A 19971-nucleotide genomic window follows, 5' to 3' on the forward strand; every position below is an offset into this window, starting at 1 on the left:
ATTCTGCCCTCAATTACCAGCGTACTTCAAACTTCTTACGTAACCAGATTGCAAGGCTGTTCAAGCCAATCATTAACGCAAGCAATACGATAATGGCTGCAGCGGTACGTCCTTCAAAGAAGTTACGCAATTCATTACCCTGCCATAAGAAAATTTGCACAGGTAACGCAGTAGATTGATCAAATGGAGTTGCTGGTACACTGGCAACAAAGGCACTCATACCAATTAATAACAATGGTGCAGTTTCACCTAAAGCTTGTGCGACACCAATAATTGCACCCGTTAAAATACCCGGTAATGCAAGTGGGAGTACATGGTGGAACACAGTTTGTAAACGCGATGCGCCCAAACCTAAAGCTGCCTGACGAATAGACGGTGGCACTGCTTTTAACGATGCACGTGTGGTAATAATTACGGTTGGTAAAGTCATTAAACTTAACACTAAACCACCCACCAACGGTGCAGACAATGGTAAGTGCATCCAACCAATAAAGATGGCAGCACCTAACAAACCGAACACAATAGAAGGTACAGCAGCCAAGTTGTTAATGTTCACTTCAATAATATCAGTAATGGCATTTTTTGGCGCAAATTCTTCTAAGTAAATTGCCGATGCCACACCAATTGGAATCGAAATAAAGATCACAATTAGCATCATGAATAAAGAACCCATGAATGCACCCGCCAAACCAGATGTTGCAGGAGAACTACGTGAGTCTGGGCTAACAAAAATGTTGGTATTGAATGTACTTTCAATAATGCCTTGTGACTCTAACTTGTCTGCCAATTGACGTACTTCAGGGCTTAACTGTTGCTGCTCATCTGGCAGGCTACGGTCAATATTACCTTCTAACCATACATCTACGTTAGCATCTGCAAGTACTTTCACTTCTTTGGTTTGACCAATTAAAGAAGGATCAGCCAAGACCATGTCACGAATACGGTATGCTTCAGAACTGGTATATAAGTAACCAAGATCATCACGCTTAGCTTCAAGCGCTTTGTCTTTCGCCACAATACCATTCACGATTAAAGCATCCCAATCGACCATACCCATTTCGGTTTGCCACGCAATCATACGGTCTTCGTATTGTGCTGGTGACTCGCCTGCAATCGCCTTAGGTTTTGGACCTGCATTGACAATCGCTGGATCGAAGTAAATTGGAAGGCTCATGCTGCTTTGCCAGAACGCAGGCAAACCTTTAGATAAGATACTGCCGAATAACAATACGACAAAGAATAAACCTGCAATAACTGCCGAGAAACCCATCAAGCGGAAGGTTTTTTCCTTACGATGACGCTTACCCAATGAACTGGCGATGGTTTTTTTACGTTGTTCACGTAATTCGGCAGCAGCTTGTGGATCTAACTGATCCAAAGACGATGTATTTGAAGTACTCATTAGTCGTATTGCTCACGATATTTACGCACGATGTATAGTGCAACAATGTTCAAACCTAAGGTAATCACGAACAGGGTCAAACCAAGTGCGAAAGCAACCAATGCCTGCGGACTTGCGAAATCTGTATCACCTGTTAATTGGTTCACAATCGTAATCGTAACCGTAGATACCGCTTCTAATGGGTTTGCGTGTAGTAAAGGACTATTACCTGCAGCCAACACCACAATCATGGTTTCGCCAATTGCACGTGACGCAGCAAGTAAGAATGCACCAATCACCCCTGGTAATGCAGCTGGCATCACCACGCGACGAATGGTTTCAGATTTGGTTGCACCCAAGCCTAAAGAACCATCACGCAGCGCACGCGGCACTTGCGTAATAATGTCATCAGACAATGAAGATACAAAAGGAATAATCATGATGCCCATCACTAAACCAGCGGTTAATGCACTCGTGGCATTAATATCTAGTCCAATGATTGCACCCGCAGTTTTAAGGAACGGGCCGATGATCATCATGGCAAATACACCGTACACAATGGTCGGAATACCTGCTAAAACTTCAATGGTCGGCTTTGCCCATGCACGGAATTTAGGCGATGCATATTCTGCAAGGTAAATGGCGATCATTAAACCAATAGGTACTGCAACTAATAAAGCAATACCACTCACCATCAATGTACCCCACAGTAATGGAAGTAAACCATAACTGCCATCTGCACTACCCGAGGTGCTAAAACCAGGGTTCCAGACTGTACCAAAGAAGAAATCCAGTGGGCTAACGAAACTAAAGAATCGCATCGCTTCACTGAACATGGACATCACAATACCAACCGTAGTTAGAATCGCAACACCAGAACATAATGCCAAAGAAATGTTGATGATTTTTTCAACTTGGTTACGTGCGCGGAATTGTTGTGAAACACGTTTCTTTGCCCACAGCAAACCAAATAAGGCCGCACAGATCACCACCGCAAGTTTGGCATAAGAACCAATGGTTTCAATTTTCGCTAATTGCTCTGCCGCTGCAACTTCGTATGCAGCAGGTGTATCACTTACACCAAAACCAGATGCAATGGCTTGTACGCGATCAACCAAAACACTTGTACTTGCAGGGTCTAGGCTTGCAGCAATGTGCGCTGGCACATTATTAATTACCACTTGCTCTAGAATACTTGGTTCAACCAAGTTCCAAACAATCAAAATTAAAAAAGCAGGAATACCACACCATAATGCTACCAACGCGCCATAATATCCTGGGCGTGAATGTAACATTGCAGAGTTATTTCCCTTACCTGCTAGGTTACGGCTCTTGCTTAACCCGATTTGATAGGCTACGGCGATAATCGCCAATAACACACCTATGAGTAGCAGATTCATGTATTCTCCACTGTTTTTTCAATTTGTGTTTTTGAAAAAACATTTCTTAGCAAAAAGCCGATGGCAGGTTGTTCCCTGCCATCAGCTGCTTTAACTCAAATTACTTAACCGCTTTACCAGCTTTGAAGTTAGCAAGAACTTGTGCACGCTCTTTGTCAGACATAGAGATCAAACCTGCTTTGTCTAATTTAGAACCTTTACCAGATACTTTCTTGCTCAAGAAGTATTCAGTAAATTGCGGTAAACCTTTGATTGATTTAAGGTGCTCACCTTTCACGTAGAAGAACAATGGACGTGATACAGGGTAAGAACCATTTAAAATTGTGTTTTCAGATGGCGCTACGTTGTTTACAGTTGCAACACGTAAACGGTCACGGTTTTGGTCATAGAAACCTAAGCCGAATACACCTACTGCGCTTGGAGAAGTTTTCAAACGTGCCAGTGTTTCTGTGTAGTCACCCGCGATTTCGATTACACGACCATCCTTACGGAAAGTAGTACACGCTTTCTTTTGCGCATCTTTGTCTAATGCTTTGATTGCAGCATAAGCTTCACAGCCTGCATCAACCATTTTCTCTTGGAACACTTCACGTGTACCGTGGTTAGACGCTGGAATTACAAGTGTAATAGGCTCGTTTGGAAGTGTTTTGTCAATTTGGTTCCAACGTGTATATGGGTTAGCAACCATTTTACCTTTAGATGGTAATTGAGCTGCAATTGCTGCATATACATGGTAAGGCTTTAATTTGTAAGCCGCTTTGTTTGCGTTAGAAGCAAATACGATACCGTCGTAACCAATTTTAATTTCTAAAACTTGGTTTACGCCTGCTTTTTTACAAGCAGCTAATTCTGAATCTTTAATTTTACGAGATGAGTTCGCGATGTCGATTGTGTTATCACCCACACCTGTACAGAACTGCTTCAAACCACCTGAAGAACCGCCTGAACCAACAACTGGAGTTTTGAATTGTGGGAAAGTATTACCAAATTCTTCTGCTACAATACTTGCGTATGGTAGAACGGTTGAAGAACCCGCGATTTGGATGGTGTCACGAGCTGCGTTAGCAGTTGTTACAGCTGCTGCAGATACGGCTAAAGCAATGGCGATGTTAGTAAAGCGCATTCTGTTCTCTCTCATAGTATGCAAGTTCGGAGTACGTCACTTGTTATTAAGTTTTGTACTTATTTCGATAACTGCATTGTGGTTTTATAATATGACAACCATGTTACAGCTTTGTTACGCTTTGGTTATATTTGCTTTTCGTATCTGAAATAATTTTTAAATGATTTAAAATCAATAACTAATAAAACACTAGAGTGCTTATTTTTTTTCAGTATTTAAATTTCAAATTGTAATAATTCATGCCAATGTCATCATTATTTATGGTTTTTTCTACCAAAATTGATGGTTTATTCGCCAATTGCGTAATTTTTATGACATCCGCAGTGCATTATTTGAGCCCAAAACACCCAATCCATCACAAAATTCAAGCAAGAACGGTACAACACTTCACTGCAATATTTTTAATCAGACACAAAAAAAGCCACCGTAGTGACTTATTTTGTTGTATTTCATAACAATCTGAATAATGAAAGCATTAGTCGATTGGTGGCGTATAAGTACCCGCGACAATCGCATCTTTAATGCGATCTGCTTCTGCCAATACTAGGCCTAACAAGTTTTTCACGTTTTCAAGTGTTGCCACTGGACTTAAAGTCGTCATCTTCAATGATTGAACATTACCGACTTTAGTTACACCAATATTGGCCTCACCACGTGCAAATAATTCATCTGCCACGTTTTGGTTCAAGCTATCCAAGAACTCTGCAGGATAACCTTCAGGCACAACACGGAACAACACTGAAGCAAATTGTGGTTCAACCAACAATTCTAAACCTGCAGTCGCTTTAATATAATCAGCAACGTCACGGGTTAGCTTCACACCATGATCAATCATAGAACCGTAAAGCTCTTCACCTAATGCTTCAATCGTCATCCAAAGTTTCAACGCATCAAAACGACGCGTTGTTTGCAATGACTTAGACACCAAGTTTGGTACGCCATGTTCTTCATCATAAGCAGAGTTCAAATATTCTGCTTCATAGTGCATGAAACGATAGTTCGCTTCATCTTTCAGTAAGAATGCACCGCACGAAATAGTTTGGAAGTAATGCTTATGGAAATCCAGTGTCACAGAATCAGACAGCTCAATACCATCAAGCATGTCACGATGACTGTTAGAAAGAATTAATGCACCACCCCAAGCTGCGTCAATGTGCATCCACGCGCCATATTGATTAGTGATGTCACGAATCTTTTTAAGCGGATCAATCGCGCCTGCATCGGTTGTACCTGCAGTCGCAACCACACACGCAACGATCTTACCTTCAGATTTTAAATGCGCCATGGTTTGCTCAAGTGCAACCACGTCCATTTGTGCATTTTCATTAACAGGTACAGTAACAACCGATTGGAAGCCCATACCCATCATCGCCATGTTCTTTTGCACAGAGAAGTGTGCATTTTCAGAACAAATGACTTTCACATTACGCATTGCATCGCTTGGAATACCATCGCGCTGAACAGACCACGGATTACCGTTTTCATCTTTCCAGTTCTTTGCAATACACGCATCACGCGCCAATAACACACCCATCAAGTTTGACTGCGTACCACCTGAAGTGAACACGCCCGCTTGACCTGCACCATAGCCAACTTTTTGACGTAACCAGTCAATTAGTTGTACTTCCATCAATGAACCTGCAGGGCTTTGATCCCAAGAGTCCATAGATTGGTTGGTTGCGTTAATGAGAACTTCTGCAATTTGGCTTGCCACCATAGTTGGACAATGCAAATGTGCCAAAGAATGTGGATGATGAACTTTTAAACTTTTGTTTAAGAAAAGCTCAACCATGCGTTCCAATGACTTTTGTACACCCAAGCCTTCTTTTGCAGGTTGGAAAGAAATCGCTTCACGCAATTCTTTAATGCTACCGCCTGTGTACATTTTGTCATTTTGCAACCATGCCGCGACTGCTTGAGTCGCTTGTTCCATTGCTGCACTGTAGTCAGCAATGGATTGAGCATCATTGCAGAGTAACGCTTTACGATGTTCTGCAAAATCTACCATAAACTTATGCGCCTCGAACTGCGACTAACGCTTCAGCAACTGCTTTCTTGAAGCGAGCGATAACTTCTACACACTCTTCTTGAGTAATGATGAGTGGACAAAGTAAACGGATTACCGTACCACCACGACCACCTTTCTCAAGCAACAATTTGTTGTCAAAACATGCAGCCTGAACAGCAGCAGCCAATTGAGAATCTGCTGGATAAGCACCTAAACGGTCTTTTTCTTGGCGTTCATCTACAATTTCGATACCAATCATTAAACCGCGACCACGCACGTTACCAATACATGGGAATTCAACAGCTAATTTTTTCAATTCAGCTTGTAAGAACTCACCACGCTCTTGTGCGTTTTGTGCCAAGTTTTGTTCTTTAATGGTTTTAAGTACTACAAGACCTGTACCCATTGCCAATTGATTACCACGGAAAGTACCCGTGTGACCTGCAGGCTGCCATGCGTCAAACTTACGTTTAATTGCAAGTACAGCCAATGGCAAACCACCACCAACAGCTTTAGACATTACAATCACGTCTGGCTCAATACCTGCATGTTCAAATGCAAACATTTTGCCTGAACGTGCAAAGCCCGCTTGAACTTCGTCTAAAATTAAAACGATGTTGTGCTTTTCAGTCACTTCGCGGATTTTTTTCAACCATTTAATTGGTGCAGTCACTACACCGCCTTCACCTTGAATTGCTTCAAGAATCACAGCTGCAGGCTTAGTTACACCGCTTTCTACATCTTCAATGAAGTTTTCAAAATAATACGTTAAAGCATCTACACCCGCTTCACCGCCAATACCAAGTGGGCAGCGGTATTCATGCGGATATGGCATAAATTGAACACCAGGCATTAAACCATTGACTGCGTTTTTTGCAGACAAGTTACCTGTCATCGCCAATGAACCATGAGTCATACCATGATAGCCACCTGAGAAGCTGATGACTGAGCTACGACCTGTATAGGTTTTTGCAAGTTTGATTGCCGCTTCTGTGCCATCTGCACCTGTAGGACCACAGAACTGCAAGCAGTATTCTTCTTGACCACCAGGCATGTGTGAAAGTAACGCTTCAGTAAAAGCATCTTTCAAAGGTGTCGTTAAATCTAGGGTATGTAATGGCAAACCACTCGCTAAAGTGTCTTGGATGCTTTGAACCACCGCAGGATGGTTATGGCCCAATGCCAAGGTTCCTGCCCCAGCCAAACAATCTAGGTACTCAGTACCTTCAACATCGGTAACCCAACAACCCAGTGCTTTCGCTATCGCTAACGGTAATTTACGAGGATAACTACGCACATTCGATTCCATCTGACTTTGGCGAGTCAAGTAGTATTCGTTTGTGGAATGGTTGGCAGGGTTTACAGAAGTAACGCTCATATCGAATTACCATCTCTGATATGGGTTGAAAGAAATAAGTCTGGTGACTTGCGGTCCTTTGACTCGGTGCTTTTTTGATCTAGCGAGATAGAGTTTTGTTCTTCAAGACTAGGAAGCGGGATAATACCTAATTTTTCTAGAAAATAAACAGGTTTAACCCAAATATTGCCTAATTTCATCGAAAAAACATATCTTGCAGATGATTCGATTGAATTATCATCTTACATTGTGACAAAGGAAAGAAAATTTAACTCTTTCCACTTCCTTTATACGTTTTTTTGCACAATCTCTCAAGTCATGCAGCATTTATTTTCAAAATAGTATAGATCATTATTTTTATTGAATTTTATAAATGCTTTTTTGCTGCAATTTTTAACGCATATTTTACAAAGCCACCACAAATTCAACTAAAAATCCTCACAAAGCAAAGTTACTATTTAAATCAATTCAAACGCTTTTCATAAATCCTGATCCCCTGAATAATAGGTCAAAATATGCGCTTACTTTCTCTCGCTGCTACCCTGTTGGCTGTTGGTGCTGCAAGCACTGCTTTTGCCCAACAAAATGAATCTTTAAATTACAATATCGTCAATGTTCAAGCCGAAGCTACACGCGAAGTTTCAAATGATCAAATGCACGCTGTGTTATATATTGAAAAAAGTCACAAACAGCCTGCTGAACTTGCATCACAAATTAACCAGTTAATGAGCCAAGCCATTGCAACTGCACGTAAGTATCCACAAGTGAAAGTTGAAACGGGCTCACAAACCACCTATCCAATTTACGACAATGACAGTCGTAAGTTAAAAGAATGGCGCGGTCGTGCAGAGGTACGGGTACAAAGTACCGATTTTAAAGCAGCAAGCCAATTGGTGAGCGAGCTACAACAAAACTTTCAGACCCAATCTATTAATTTTAGCGTGTCTGATGCACAACGTAAAAAAGTTGAAAATGAGTTGATGGTCGAAGCATCTAAAAACTTTCAACAACGTGCGCAAATGTTAAGTCAGGCTTGGAATAAATCGGGCTATAACTTGGTAAACTTGAACCTAAACACCAATTCTTATTTCCCGCAGCCTGTTATGCGCGCAAGCATGGCAAAATTTGCAGTCGCAGAAACGGCTGTAGCTGATCAAGATATGGCAGCAGGTGAATCTAAAATTACAGTCAATGCAAATGGAACGATTCAGTTTAAATAAACCTGAAGCATGACATGCGTTGTTTAAGTAATAAAAAACCCGCTTAGATATTCCAAGCGGTTTTTTTTGATAACTTCAATTGAATGATAACTTACAGCATCATCAATAAATCGCCATGTGATTGCGATGGATCATCTCCAACGAACGTGCCTCGCCTAACACCTGATGCACTTTGTCAGAAGCCAAGCCTTTGACCAAATCTGCAGAACGTGAACTAAAATTAACACGTCCCACAGCGACACGATGACCTTGTGTATCTACACACTCCACCACATCGCCACGTTCAAAATGCCCTTCTACCGCTTTTACACCCACAGGCAATAAACTGCGATGATTTTCTTTAATGGCTTTGACTGCGCCATCATCAATCACCAAACGTCCTGCCGTTTGTAAATGTGCCGCCAACCACTGTTGATGCGCTGCAATACGGTCATTGTCGGTAATGAACAGCGTACCCAACATTTCGCCCGCCATTAAACGCGCAAGCACGTTGTCACTTTCACCACTGGCAATTAAAGTTGGACAACCCGATTTAGCCGCTAAACGCGCTGCACGGACTTTGGTCAGCATGCCGCCGCGCCCGAACTTGCCGCCACCACCTGCCATATCAAACAGACTTTCATCTAAAGCACGTACAGTATGGAACAGTTTTGCATTTGGATTAGAACGTGGATCGGAGTCAAACATACCTTGTTGATCGGTCAAAATAATCAACAAATCTGCATGTACCTGCCCTGCTACCATCGCAGCCAAAGTGTCATTATCACCAAAGCGAATTTCATCAGTAGAGACTGTGTCATTTTCATTGATGACAGGAATCACGCGCCATTCAATCAGGTTTTGCAATGCATCACAGGAATTTAAATAACGACGACGATCTGCCAAATCATCATGGGTTAATAGGACTTGTGCAGTTTGAATCTGGTGTTTTTCCAGCACACTTGACCAAGTCTGAATCAGACCCATTTGACCAATGGCAGCGCATGCCTGAAGACTGGGTAGATCAGTGGGTCGATGCTCAAGTTTCATTCGCACCATACCTTCAGCCACAGCTCCCGATGACACCAAAATAATTTCGTGTCCAGCATTGTGTAGATCTGCAATTTGTCCCGCCCAATGCGAGATTGCATCCAAATCTAAACCTTGCCCATTGGCTGTGAGTAAAGATGATCCGATTTTAACAACGATTCGTTTACAACCCTTGAGCTGACGTTGCCCATCTACCACTTCTATCATCTTGTCCTCAGTCACTTTTTGTAGCGCTTAGCGTACGTAGTACACTTCTACTTCGCCATCTTCACCATCATCGTCTTCGTCATCATCGCCCAGCATACCTGCAAGACGTTGCTGACGGCGCATCTCACGATACGCTTCTTTCGCGGCAATGGTTTGTTCACGTGTTTCAGCTTCCAGCTGATCACGGAATGCTTTCATTTCTGCTGCGTACTCAGGATCTTCAACTTCGCGTTCGCGTTGTTGTTCAATTTGATCCATCAAGTAATACACCACTTGCTGTGTACCCTCAGACATTAAACCTGAAGTTTTGAACACAGGGCCATCCCACTGCAATTCTTCAAGAATGTGTTTACACCATTCTTCACGTGAATCTTCAGGAAGTTGATCAAGTTTATTCAACACCAACACGATTGGTAACTTTGCCAAAGTTGGAGAGAATTTTTCCAACTCTTGCAGAATTGCTTTGGCATTGTACGCAGGATCAGAACCATCAATAGGTTGAACATCCACAATGTGCAACAAAATACGAGTACGCGCCAAGTGTTTCAGGAAGCGAATCCCCAAACCTGCGCCTTCTGCTGCACCTTCAATCAGTCCTGGAATATCTGCCATGACAAAAGAACGATGACGATCTGCATCCACCACGCCTAAATTTGGCACCATGGTGGTAAATGGATAGTCAGCAACTTTTGGTTTTGCCGCAGACACGGCACGAATAAAGGTCGATTTACCCGCATTTGGCATGCCCAGCAAGCCTACATCGGCAAGGACTTTCAACTCCAGACGGATTTCACGAAACTCACCTTTCGTACCATGCGTGAATTTACGCGGTGTACGGTTGGTAGATGATTTAAAGTGAGTATTCCCTAAACCACCATCACCGCCTTGAGCGACCAATACTTTCTGACCGCTTTCGACTAAATCTGCAATAATATCGCCAGAGTCTGTATCAACAATGGTTGTGCCCACTGGAACGGTCAAAACGACAGATTCACCACCACGACCTGCACAGTTTGCGCCCGAACCGTTTTTACCACGTTCAGCGCGAAATTTACGGGTATAACGATAATCTACAAGGGTGCTTGCGTTGTCGTCGGCTTGAATAAAAATACTGCCGCCACGACCACCATCACCGCCATCTGGCCCACCAAATGGTACAAATTTCTCTCGGCGAAAACTGGCTACGCCATTGCCACCGTCGCCAGCCTCTACGGTAATGACTGCTTCATCAACAAAGCGCATCTTGCCAATCCTCTAAAACTTTAAAAGCCGTATATTCTGCCATATTTTAGAGAATTTCTCGAATTATATTTATGCAATCGTATGCGTAGATGCTTTTTATCCTTGATTGTTCAAAACACTCATTTCTTTTAGCAATGATATGATCGTTTTTTCTTATTTCTCCTTCGCCATCTAAGTTCTTATAGTGCTTTAACCCTTGTTTGCTTTCTGCCGCCATGTCTAATGCTGTTGCCACCACAACCACGCCTGCTTTATCGCCTAAATTTATTTTACTCATGGCAACCGCCTGTGGCTTGTGTGCGGGATCGGCATATTTTAATCAGCCTTTAATTTATTCAATTGAAAAAAGTTTAGGAATTAGCACCAGTCAGGCAGGCTTTGCTGTGGTTTTGGCACAAATAGGCTATGGACTAGGTTTAATGTTACTCGTGCCTTTAGGTGACTTGCTAAATAAGCGTAAATTGATTGTCAGTCTGATGGTTTTTGCTGCGTTTTCGCAAATTTTGCTGTCTTTTAGCAGCAATTTAGCCATGCTGTATTTCTTTACCGTATGTGCCACTTTTGGTGCGATTTCTGCACAAGTGCTTATTCCATTTGCATCTAGCATCAGTCCACCTGAATCGAGTGCTGCCATTGTCGGCAAATTGATGAGTGGCTTGGTAATGGGGATTATTTTATCGCGCACTTTCGCGGGTTTTGTATCGACCTATTGGTCTTGGGAAGCTGTCTATTTCAGCAGCGGCATCATCACCCTACTTTTTGCAGGCTTAATGTGGACAAAACTTCCCTCTACAGCTGCCAATAAAAATTTGACTGTGGCAGGCATTTATCGTTCTTTAATTCAGTTGGCTATAACCCAACCACATTTAATTCGTAGAGCGTGCGCGGGCGCTTTGGGCTTTGCCATTTTGTCCTTGGTTTTTACTTCCATGACTTTTGTTTTAGCCAATCCGCCTTATTATTTTAGTGATTTTCAAATTGGGCTTTTTGGTTTATTGGGTGTGATTGGAATTTTCTCGTCAAGTTGGTCGGGTAAAACGGTCGGCAAAGGTCGTGAGAATTTTGTCGCAATATTATGTATTGGCTTGATGTTGTTTTCTTGCATTCCACTCTTTTTTGCACAGCAGAATATTGTGGCTTATGCCGTTGGCGTATTGATGAGTTATTTTGGTCTAACTGCTTTTCACGTATTGAATCAAAACTTGGTGTACCGAATTGATGCCACCGCACGTTCCCGCATTAATGCGGTATATATGACTATTTATTTTTCAGGTGCAGCACTTGGTTCACTGACGGCGGTCTACGCATGGCAACACCGGGGCTGGATGGGTTGTGTTGTCAGTATTTTGGTATTTGCCATCGGGATTTTGCTGATTGATCGTTATGATTTTTCACATCGACGCACTATTTAATCATCCAGAATGTGCTTTGGAGTAGGAACATCTACAGCGACTTCCCTAAAAGATGAGTAATCCATTAGTGAGAAGATTGCTGTGAAGTTTCAGGCAAATGCTGTTCTAAATACTCAATCAGTTGATTCACTCTTGCTGCAATTTGTGAGCCTTCAAAAGTGAGTTGATATTCCACTTTAGGCGGCACCGTTGGGTAAACTGTACGTAAAATTAACCCATCTTGCTCAAGAGTTTTCAGGATTTGCGCCAGCATTTTTTCACTCACCCCTTCAATGCGCTGTCTTAGCTCACTAAAGCGGTGCAAACCTTCGCTTAAACAATGCAACACCAACATTGACCATTTATTGGCTAAATGTTCTAAACGAATCCGTGATGGACAATCTTTAGCAAGGACTTGCCCGAGTAAGTGACTGGTTGCATATTGCATAACGGTATCCTTCTGTTATTTCTATTGTTCAGGCTTTGAAAGCTTGAAAGCAAAATCAAATCTACTTACTTTTTAGCATAGACTTTATTTTGGTAAGTTTAGGATAGCGTATTAGGTGGAAATTTCAACACTCATCCTTATATTTAAGAATGAAATAAATGCAAAAAAAAGAGCTTCATTTGAAGCTCTTTTTGATTTTAAATTCTGTATCTACAAATTATGCATTTGTTTCAGCAGGAACTTTAGGATAGCTTACGCCGCCCATTTGTTCAGCAATACGCAATACTTGGCAGCTATAACCTACTTCGTTGTCATACCAAACGTAAGCAGTTAAACGGTTGCCTGAAGTAATGGTTGCTTGCGCATCAAATACACCTGCAGTACGCGAACCAATGAAGTCACTTGAAACCACTTCAGTCGAGTTGGTATAACCAATTTGACCTTGAAGATTAGAGTGAATTGAAATTTGACGAATGTATTCGTTCACTTCTTCGCGATCTACTTCTTTCTCAAGCGTTAAGTTCAAGATTGCAAGTGATACGTTTGGCGTTGGAACACGTACAGAGTTACCTGTTAATTTACCTTGTAATGCAGGCAATGCTTTCGCCACTGCTTTTGCTGCACCTGTTTCGGTAATAACCATGTTTAATGTTGCTGCACGACCACGACGATCTGCCTTGTGATAGTTATCAATCAAGTTTTGGTCGTTAGTGAATGAGTGAACAGTTTCAACGTGACCATTCACAACAGTGTACTTGTCATGCAACACTTTTAAAGTTGGTGTAATTGCGTTTGTTGTACAGCTTGCTGCAGAAATAATGGTATCTTCATCAAGAATGTCTGCTTGGTTAACACCGTACACCACGTTTTTCATGTCACCTTTACCAGGTGCAGTTAAAATTACGCGTGCAGCACCTGGGCATTGAAGGTGTTGTGCAAGACCTTCTGCATCACGCCATTTACCTGTGTTGTCAATCACCAATGCATTGTTGATGCCATAAGCCGTATAGTCTACTTCAGATGGGTTAGACGCATAGATCACTTTAATGAAGTTACCATTTGCGATAATTGCTTCATTTTCTTCATCTACAGAAATCGTGCCTGCAAATGGACCGTGAATAGAGTCACGACGCAATAAAGACGCACGTTTTTCTAAATCACCATCAGACGATTTACGTACCACAATTGCTTTAAGGTTTAAGCCACGGCCAAGACCAGATTGACCAATGATTAAACGCGCAAGGATACGACCAATACGACCAAAACCGTAAAGTACAACATCTTTGCTTTCTACAGTTGTTGGATTGCCCGCTAAAGATTTCACAGCGTCTGCAACAAATGCATTTACATCGCCGCCTTTTTCTTTATATTCAACAGCAAGTTTACCTAAGTCGATTTCTGCTGAACCGATGTTGTCTACTTTTGCCAAAGCTTCAAGCAATGGGAAAGTGTGAACAACTGAAAGTTCTACGTCCATCATACGAGTACGACGGTGTGCTTTCAAAATTTGAATCACAGAACGGTTAACTAAAGAACGACCAAAAACTGAAACCATGATATTTTTTTCACGGTACAACTGACCGAGTAAAGCAATCATACGTTCCGCGATTTCTTCACGGTTTTTCCAGCGACCTTGGTGCTCTGCGTGTAGGGCGATGATAGTCTCTTTGCTCACAGATACGTCCTCTAATTAATTGTATATCTAGGCATGAATTTCAAAACCCGATAATTGTAATGGAATTGTCGTCAAGATTGAATCAAAAGCTGGTACTGACCCGACTATTTTCCTATATATTCACTATAAATTCATAAAATAGTTGTAATTATTTTTGTGATTTTAGTTTTTTCAACAAAAGTTCAATTTTTTAGAAGAAAAAGAGGATGATGCCAAACTCGATTATCCTCTTGGAAATTTGAATATCTCACCACAGCGACGGCTTTTATTGTCCAGATGACTGTTGAATCTTCTGCTGTAAATCTTGCTGATTCATTTTTTGTTTTCTTAAATGCAAACACCCTTCAACCACCAATAATGCAACTGCCAACCAAATTGGGATATAAGTCAGCCATTCCCCTGCTTCAACTCGTTCACCTAACAACATAGACACAAAAGCCAACAGCACAGGTTCTAAATAACTCAGTAAACCAAAAATCACAAAAGGCAAATGGCGGCTGGCCAAAATATAACTGCCAAGTCCCAATGCACTTAAAAAGCCCAATCCAAGTACCGACCAAATTAAATATGGAAAAGCTGCGATGACATTTACACTGTCACTATAATAAAAGCCTAAATATACCGCGACAGGAATAACTAGCAGTAAATCCCACCAAAACCCGCCCAAGTGATCGGTTTGAAAGACCCGACGTAAAAAGAAATATAAAGGATAGGCAAATGCCACATATAAGGTTTCCCACGCCACCGTGCCAATGCGCCAGATTTCATGACTGACACCTAGCACGGCTAAGGCAACTGCTGCCATCTGCCAAGTCGATAACTTTTCTTTATATAGCACACAGCCAAGCAAAACCATGATCAAAGGCAATAAGAAATAACCCAAAGAAACCTGCAAACCACGCCCGTTAATCGGCCCCCACAAAAATAACCACAATTGCGTAGTGCATAAAAAAGAACTAAAAATCAGCCAAATTATGAATTGTGGTTGTTGTTTGAGCCGCTGAAAAATCGCGGAAATATGTTTTAAATCTCCCGACCACCACATAAACAAAGTTAGGAATGGCAAAGTTGCCAACATACGCCACGCAAAAGTTTCTTCGCTGTCTAAAGGTTTGAGTAATTGGGTATAAAAATACAGCACCCCAAAAGTGACCGATGCTAAAACCGATAGTGCAATGCCTTTATACATCCGACTCTCCCCTATATCAGTCGGCATTATACTCATATATACGTTGTTTTAGAGATTGATCGAATGTTCAAAATTTAAAATGACAGGATATAAAAAACCACGCAGCTTTTGCGTGGTCAATTGGTCTGCATACGTTTGTCTGCTTATATCTATAAGTAGCTCTGGAGCTGCTGCAACTTAGTCTGACTTTTTAGTTTGCGTATGTCTGGTATAAATCACATCACTTAAGTCATAACCGAGTGATTTGGCATAGTTCAGATATTCAGTCACGACAGCCTGATCAGGATGCGGCGTACGTGAAAGTACCCATAAATATTTACGGCGTGGTTCACCCACCAAGGCAGTTTGATAGTCATCATCTAGCTTTAACACCCAATAATCACCACGCCCTACAGGTAACCAACGAATGACTTCAGGTAAAAAGCTAACTTTGAGTTTGCTGTTAAAAGGCGCATTTTGTACAAAAGCTTCGCCCAAAGCACGCATTTGTTTGCCATCTTTTGCAATACAACGGTTATCCACCTGCACATTGCCATTTTCATTCAATGTATATGCTGCTGTTACATTTGAACCGCATTTGTTTTGGAAATATAAAGGCTTTCTTGCAACCTCATACCAAACGCCTAAATATTTATCTAATTCGACTTTTTCTACCGTTTTCATCGGTTCATTGGTTTTGGAATATGCCATAGTCGCAGCACCCAAACCAATCAGCACCACACCACCAAGGGCAATTTTGGCAAGTCGCGCACCTGCAAACGGAAGTTTTTTAGCCATTGTCCCAACCTCTAAACTCTAATGTTCAGTCAATTTTGTTTATCTTCTTCAAAAATAACCGCAAGCATTTCAATTTACTGTATGGATATGTAATTTTTGCAACTCAAATTTTACATAGCAAGTTTAGTATGCAAACTCGCACTTACACTGACAGTGCAATTCGCCCCAATTTAGCCAGATTGCAACATTTGCGCTTTTAAACGCAAAATTTCATCACGTAAACGAGCCGCTTGTTCAAATTGCAGTTCTTTAGATGCTTTCAACATCTCTTTTTCAAGTTTGGCAATATGTTTGGCATACAGTTTAGGATCAGCCAAAATGTGCTGTTCATCGTCACTTAAAGCACGGCTTTGTGCATTGATTTTTTCATCAGTTTGCTCATCGTTCAGCACTTCACCTGTGTCGATTTCTTTAATCACCTGACGCACTGCACTACGTGGAGTAATGCCGTGCAATTCATTAAATTCAATTTGTTTGGCACGACGACGCTCTGTTTCATCTATCGCCTTTTGCATTGAATCGGTAATGCGATCTGCATATAAAATTGCTTTACCTTTCAAGTTACGTGCTGCACGTCCAATGGTTTGAATCAACGAACGTTCTGAACGTAAAAAGCCTTCTTTGTCGGCATCTAAAATTGCCACTAAAGACACTTCAGGCATGTCTAAACCTTCTCGTAACAGGTTAATGCCAACCAAGACATCATGCACGCCTGTACGTAATTCGTGAATAATTTTGACGCGTTCTACGGTATCAATATCAGAGTGTAAATAAGCCACTTGAATGCCGTATTCTTTTAAATACGAGGTCAAATCTTCAGCCATGCGTTTGGTTAAAGTGGTGACCAACACCCGCTCATTCAATTCTTTACGCAAATTGATTTCAGACAGCACATCATCCACCTGCGTTAACACAGGACGAATTTCAATTTCTGGGTCAATCAATCCTGTTGGACGCACCACTTGCTCTACAATTTGTTGCGATTTTTCCAACTCATATTGTGCAGGTGTAGCGCTCACATAAATTGTGGATGGGACGATGCGCTCCCATTCTTCAAATTTCATTGGACGGTTGTCTAACGCACTAGGTAAACGGAAACCATAATTCACCAAGTTTTCTTTACGTGATCGGTCACCTTTATACATCGCGCCAATTTGCGGAACGGTCACGTGCGATTCATCAATAATCAGCAAGGCATCATCAGGTACATAATCAAACAAAGTGGGCGGTGCTTCGCCTGCAGGTCGTCCAGACAAATGTCGTGAATAGTTTTCGATGCCGTTGGTATAGCCCAATTGCTGCATCATTTCTAAATCATAGCGGGTACGTTGTTCTATGCGCTGCGCTTCTAGCAATTTGTCATGTTCGCGAAAAAACACCAAACGCTCTTTTAGTTCTTCTTTAATGGTACCAATCGCACGTTCCAAATTATCCTTAGGCGTAACATAGTGACTTTTAGGATAAATAGTCACGCGCGGCACTTTACGCACCAATTTGCCTGTTAATGGATCAAACCAACGAATCGAATCGACTTCATCATCAAATAATTCTATGCGAATAGCATGCTGATCAGATTCAGCAGGGAAAATATCTAAAATTTCACCACGAATACGGTAAGTACCGCGCAAAAACTCTAGCTCATTACGGCTATATTGCATTTCCACCAAACGACGGATCAAATCATCACGATTCACCCGATCACCTTGCACCACATGCAGCAACATGCTCATATAAGCATTGGGGTCACCCAAACCGTAAATTGCAGATACCGATGCGACAATAATGGCATCACGACGCTCTAGCAAAGCACGTGTGGCCGAGAGTCGCATTTGGTCAATATGATCATTAATAGCCGCATCTTTTTCAATAAAAGTATCGGAAGATGGTACATAGGCTTCAGGCTGATAATAGTCATAATAACTGACAAAATATTCGACTGCGTTGTTCGGAAAGAACGCTTTAAACTCACCATACAACTGCGCTGCCAGCGTTTTGTTATGTGCCATGACAATGGTCGGACGCTGTGTTCTGGCAATCACATTGGCCATGGTATAAGTCTTACCTGAGCCTGTAACCCCAAGTAATAGCTGATCATGATAGCCCTGTTCTATCCCTTGAACCAATTTTTCAATGGCTTGTGGTTGGTCACCCGCAGGTTGATAGTTGGTGACTAAATCGAAAGGTTGCTTATCACTCACAAATGCAGCTCTCAGGTTTGATGCGACCTAATATTTTAGCAGATTTGCCTACACTCAGGACATCCGAATATGTTGTGGCGATGTTGCGTAGCTACAAAGCCATTGCTCGGTTTTAATTCTGTAGTGGACGCTGTTAGAACGAAGATGTGCTACGACTAAATTGAGCACGGGGAAACTGCTTTAAGACTTGACCCACTGGCTATTCAAAGGCAACATGAAATTTCAGGACGACAACCATAAAAGCACACATTCATGACTTACCAATATCACGACGAATCAATTATCAAAAGCCTCCCTGAAGATACTGTTTTCGTATTTGGCAGTAACATGGCAGGACAACATGCAGGTGGTGCAGCACGAACAGCCAAAGAATTTTTTGGTGCCGTTGAAGGCGTCGGGCGCGGTTGGGCAGGACAAAGTTTTGCCATTCCAACCATGAATGAACATTTACAACAAATGCCACTATCGCAAATTCAGCACTATGTGGATGACTTTAAAATCTATGCCAAAAACCATCCTAAAATGAAGTATTTTTTAACTTCAATTGGTTGTGGTATTGCAGGTTATACGGTTGAAGAAATTGCCCCTATGTTTAAAGGCATTGCCCATAATGTGATTTTTCCTGCGTCGTTTCGTCCTTTTGTCGAAAAAGCATTGCCTAAACTAACGCAAAAATTACTACACACCATTTACCGTGATTCTGTGATTTTTACCCCTGCCACCGATGAATTAATTGAAGTCTTGGCATTGAGCGATAATGAAAAAGCCTTGGCTAAAATCATATTGAATACACAAATGTACCCAACTGACAGCAATGGGCGTGATCGGGTCTTTGAAATTCAGGATATTTTGCACAACTTAAATGGTAAGGTATTCGAGTTCCAAAATAATTCAGAAGGCCCAATGCTATTTGGTGCAGCGATTTTGGCTTTATTGGAATTGTATAATATCAACGAGCAAGATTTTAGCGATGTATGGCATGGCGTACGTGAAATCTCGCCGCCAAAACCTGCCAACAAAGCGCGTAAGCATGTTCGTTAATTTCAATACTTTTAAATCCCCATCAATAAAAAATGCCACGTAATTGTGGCATTTTTTTTAGCGCTTACCCATCGAACGACGAGTACCACGTGGCGGTGGCCAAGTCTTATCCGCATATTGCTCAGGTTTAGGACGCACCGAATTATGTACCGCCTGATCATTATCCTGCGCTGTGTTTGGCATTGGGAATGGGAGATTCACCAATGGTTTTTTTGAAGTAGGCTGCTGCTTACTCATGACCATCACTCTTATAAAATTTGGACTATTTTAAAGTTTTTTGCCGCC

Annotated in this window: 17 protein-coding genes; 3 read left to right on the plus strand and 14 right to left on the minus strand. The window is 41.8% G+C overall.

The annotated features are described in order from the left end of the window. Positions 1 to 13: 13 nt before the first annotated feature. The 5 genes from pstA to CF596_RS02280 all read right to left on the minus strand — a co-directional run bounded on the left by pstA (position 14) and on the right by CF596_RS02280 (position 7290). Complete coding sequence (pstA, locus tag CF596_RS02260; RefSeq protein ID WP_096901087.1) at positions 14 to 1402, minus strand: phosphate ABC transporter permease PstA; 1389 nt, start codon at positions 1400 to 1402, stop codon at positions 14 to 16. Beyond that, entirely contained in the window at positions 1402 to 2781 is a 1380-nt protein-coding gene (gene pstC / locus CF596_RS02265; protein ID WP_004971674.1) for a phosphate ABC transporter permease subunit PstC, read from the minus strand. The genes pstA and pstC overlap by 1 nt, the downstream gene beginning before the upstream one ends. 100 nt (positions 2782 to 2881) lie before the next feature. Further along, complete coding sequence (locus CF596_RS02270; protein ID WP_096901088.1) at positions 2882 to 3904, minus strand: substrate-binding domain-containing protein; 1023 nt, start codon at positions 3902 to 3904, stop codon at positions 2882 to 2884. 475 nt (positions 3905 to 4379) lie between these two features. Then, complete coding sequence (locus tag CF596_RS02275) at positions 4380 to 5912, minus strand: aspartate aminotransferase family protein (protein ID WP_096901089.1); 1533 nt, start codon at positions 5910 to 5912, stop codon at positions 4380 to 4382. 4 nt (positions 5913 to 5916) lie between these two features. Further along, positions 5917 to 7290 carry a diaminobutyrate--2-oxoglutarate transaminase gene (locus CF596_RS02280; RefSeq protein ID WP_004971681.1) on the minus strand — a complete coding sequence of 458 codons (1374 nt, stop codon included), beginning with the start codon at positions 7288 to 7290 and terminating at the stop codon, positions 5917 to 5919. 494 nt (positions 7291 to 7784) lie between these two features. On the opposite strand from CF596_RS02280, the gene CF596_RS02290 reads away from it, so the two are divergent. Continuing rightward, positions 7785 to 8489: an SIMPL domain-containing protein gene (locus CF596_RS02290; RefSeq protein WP_096901090.1), complete on the plus strand. Its 705-nt coding sequence runs from the start codon at positions 7785 to 7787 to the stop codon at positions 8487 to 8489. 102 nt (positions 8490 to 8591) lie between these two features. Here the strand turns inward: CF596_RS02290 and proB are convergent, their stop codons facing one another. From proB to CF596_RS14560, 3 genes are read right to left on the minus strand one after another with little or no spacing between them, the layout of a single operon-like run. Next, positions 8592 to 9725: a glutamate 5-kinase gene (gene proB, locus CF596_RS02295; protein ID WP_096901091.1), complete on the minus strand. Its 1134-nt coding sequence runs from the start codon at positions 9723 to 9725 to the stop codon at positions 8592 to 8594. Between the two features lie 27 nt (positions 9726 to 9752). Further along, positions 9753 to 10967, minus strand: coding sequence for an Obg family GTPase CgtA (gene cgtA, locus CF596_RS02300; protein WP_004971687.1), 1215 nt, complete (start codon positions 10965 to 10967; stop codon positions 9753 to 9755). A 46-nt stretch (positions 10968 to 11013) separates the two neighbouring features. Next, positions 11014 to 11202, minus strand: coding sequence for a hypothetical protein (locus CF596_RS14560; RefSeq protein WP_131261149.1), 189 nt, complete (start codon positions 11200 to 11202; stop codon positions 11014 to 11016). Here CF596_RS14560 and CF596_RS02305 point away from each other — a divergent pair. Next, a complete protein-coding gene (locus CF596_RS02305; RefSeq protein WP_096901092.1) occupies positions 11183 to 12379 on the plus strand; it encodes an MFS transporter in 1197 nt (398 codons plus the stop codon). The two genes, CF596_RS14560 and CF596_RS02305, sit on opposite strands and share 20 nt — an antisense overlap. Before the next feature lie 64 nt (positions 12380 to 12443). On the opposite strand, the gene CF596_RS02310 is transcribed toward CF596_RS02305, so the two are convergent. From CF596_RS02310 to uvrB, 5 genes are all read right to left on the minus strand, one after another. Further along, complete coding sequence (locus tag CF596_RS02310) at positions 12444 to 12806, minus strand: helix-turn-helix domain-containing protein (protein ID WP_096901093.1); 363 nt, start codon at positions 12804 to 12806, stop codon at positions 12444 to 12446. Positions 12807 to 13023: 217 nt separating this feature from the next. Next, positions 13024 to 14481, minus strand: a complete 1458-nt coding sequence (locus CF596_RS02315; protein WP_004971695.1) for a glyceraldehyde-3-phosphate dehydrogenase — start codon at positions 14479 to 14481, stop codon at positions 13024 to 13026. Positions 14482 to 14746: 265 nt separating this feature from the next. Beyond that, a complete protein-coding gene (rarD, locus tag CF596_RS02320; protein ID WP_096901094.1) occupies positions 14747 to 15670 on the minus strand; it encodes an EamA family transporter RarD in 924 nt (307 codons plus the stop codon). Positions 15671 to 15847: 177 nt separating this feature from the next. Beyond that, complete coding sequence (locus CF596_RS02325; protein ID WP_004971700.1) at positions 15848 to 16447, minus strand: lipocalin family protein; 600 nt, start codon at positions 16445 to 16447, stop codon at positions 15848 to 15850. A 170-nt stretch (positions 16448 to 16617) separates the two neighbouring features. Next, positions 16618 to 18645, minus strand: coding sequence for an excinuclease ABC subunit UvrB (gene uvrB / locus CF596_RS02330; RefSeq protein WP_096901095.1), 2028 nt, complete (start codon positions 18643 to 18645; stop codon positions 16618 to 16620). Positions 18646 to 18897: 252 nt separating this feature from the next. Here uvrB and CF596_RS02335 point away from each other — a divergent pair, with 252 nt between their 5' ends. Continuing rightward, on the plus strand, positions 18898 to 19686 hold the full coding sequence (locus CF596_RS02335) for a hypothetical protein (protein ID WP_004971705.1): 789 nt from the start codon (positions 18898 to 18900) through the stop codon (positions 19684 to 19686). 57 nt (positions 19687 to 19743) lie between these two features. On the opposite strand, the gene CF596_RS02340 is transcribed toward CF596_RS02335, so the two are convergent. Continuing rightward, complete coding sequence (locus CF596_RS02340) at positions 19744 to 19923, minus strand: hypothetical protein (protein ID WP_004971707.1); 180 nt, start codon at positions 19921 to 19923, stop codon at positions 19744 to 19746. Positions 19924 to 19971: the final 48 nt, after the last annotated feature.

This window comes from Acinetobacter sp. YT-02, from assembly GCF_002412355.1.
GTDB classification, from domain to species: domain Bacteria; phylum Pseudomonadota; class Gammaproteobacteria; order Pseudomonadales; family Moraxellaceae; genus Acinetobacter; species Acinetobacter towneri.

Coding starts and splice junctions, on each gene's coding strand:
- pstA (WP_096901087.1), bottom strand. CDS start 1,402: ATGAGTACTTCAAATACATCGTCTTTGGATCAGTTAGATCCACAAGCT.
- pstC (WP_004971674.1), bottom strand. CDS start 2,781: ATGAATCTGCTACTCATAGGTGTGTTATTGGCGATTATCGCCGTAGCC.
- CF596_RS02270 (WP_096901088.1), bottom strand. CDS start 3,904: ATGCGCTTTACTAACATCGCCATTGCTTTAGCCGTATCTGCAGCAGCT.
- CF596_RS02275 (WP_096901089.1), bottom strand. CDS start 5,912: ATGGTAGATTTTGCAGAACATCGTAAAGCGTTACTCTGCAATGATGCT.
- CF596_RS02280 (WP_004971681.1), bottom strand. CDS start 7,290: ATGAGCGTTACTTCTGTAAACCCTGCCAACCATTCCACAAACGAATAC.
- CF596_RS02290 (WP_096901090.1), top strand. CDS start 7,785: ATGCGCTTACTTTCTCTCGCTGCTACCCTGTTGGCTGTTGGTGCTGCA.
- proB (WP_096901091.1), bottom strand. CDS start 9,725: ATGATAGAAGTGGTAGATGGGCAACGTCAGCTCAAGGGTTGTAAACGA.
- cgtA (WP_004971687.1), bottom strand. CDS start 10,967: ATGCGCTTTGTTGATGAAGCAGTCATTACCGTAGAGGCTGGCGACGGT.
- CF596_RS02305 (WP_096901092.1), top strand. CDS start 11,183: ATGTCTAATGCTGTTGCCACCACAACCACGCCTGCTTTATCGCCTAAA.
- CF596_RS02310 (WP_096901093.1), bottom strand. CDS start 12,806: ATGCAATATGCAACCAGTCACTTACTCGGGCAAGTCCTTGCTAAAGAT.
- rarD (WP_096901094.1), bottom strand. CDS start 15,670: ATGTATAAAGGCATTGCACTATCGGTTTTAGCATCGGTCACTTTTGGG.
- CF596_RS02325 (WP_004971700.1), bottom strand. CDS start 16,447: ATGGCTAAAAAACTTCCGTTTGCAGGTGCGCGACTTGCCAAAATTGCC.
- CF596_RS02335 (WP_004971705.1), top strand. CDS start 18,898: ATGACTTACCAATATCACGACGAATCAATTATCAAAAGCCTCCCTGAA.
- CF596_RS02340 (WP_004971707.1), bottom strand. CDS start 19,923: ATGAGTAAGCAGCAGCCTACTTCAAAAAAACCATTGGTGAATCTCCCA.